Below are 745 nucleotides of genomic sequence, written 5' to 3'. Positions count from 1 at the left end.
TTCAAGCCAGTTTTTCTCGTAGAGAAAAACAAGAAAACCACCAGCTATGCTGGTGGCTGACAAGGCTTCTAGCTTCCATTTATTTTTCCAAGTATAATCTAATTGTTCAGGTTAGATAAAGGAGGAAAAATAAATGGCTAAAACCAGTTACAGTTTATCACATACTAAATGGATGTGCAAATATCATATAGTTTTTACACCTAAGTATCGCCGTAAGGCGATATATTACAAAGTCAGGTCGGATTTGATAGATATTATTAAACATCTATGCGGTTGTCGTGGCGTGGAGATTATCGAAGGTCATATGATGCCAGACCATGTACACCTGCTTGTACTGATACCTCCCAAACTTTCGATTTCCGATTTTATGGGGTATCTCAAGAGCAAAAGTGCATTGATGATATTTGATAAGCACGCTAATTTAAAATATAAGTATGGAAATCGAAAGTTCTGGGCTAGGGGATACTATGTAAGTACCGTTGGACTAAACGAAAAGACCGTAGCTAAATATATTCGCGAGCAGGAAAAGAATGACATTGCACTCGATAAGCTGAGTGTAAAAGAATATGAAGATCCGTTTTCTGATGGCGGATTTAGAACAAGGTAAAAGCCCGTTGTGACGGGCATTAGTCAAGTAATATAGCACGACCTGAACGAAGTTCAGCGAGCGTCTTTAGACGCCGCTGGAGAGAAACGGCTTATAGCCGGTGTACAAGCCACCCGTTTTCACGGGTGGTTATGACTT

The 745-nt window shown here is 40.0% G+C and carries 1 protein-coding gene; it reads left to right on the top strand.

All coding sequences use genetic code 11. The features are described 5' to 3' along the window. Positions 1-133 precede the first annotated feature (133 nt). Positions 134-607 (top strand): IS200/IS605 family transposase, encoded by a 474-nt coding sequence (gene tnpA, locus HT736_RS00665; RefSeq protein WP_001140801.1) that lies wholly within the window; start codon positions 134-136, stop codon positions 605-607. The last annotated feature ends 138 nt before the right edge of the window (positions 608-745 follow it).

Origin of the sequence: Streptococcus sp. 339 (assembly GCF_013277285.1) — a bacterium.
GTDB lineage: Bacteria > Bacillota > Bacilli > Lactobacillales > Streptococcaceae > Streptococcus > Streptococcus pseudopneumoniae.
Note: the sequence above shows the minus strand (reverse complement) of the source record. Positions and strands in the feature narration are given on the sequence as shown.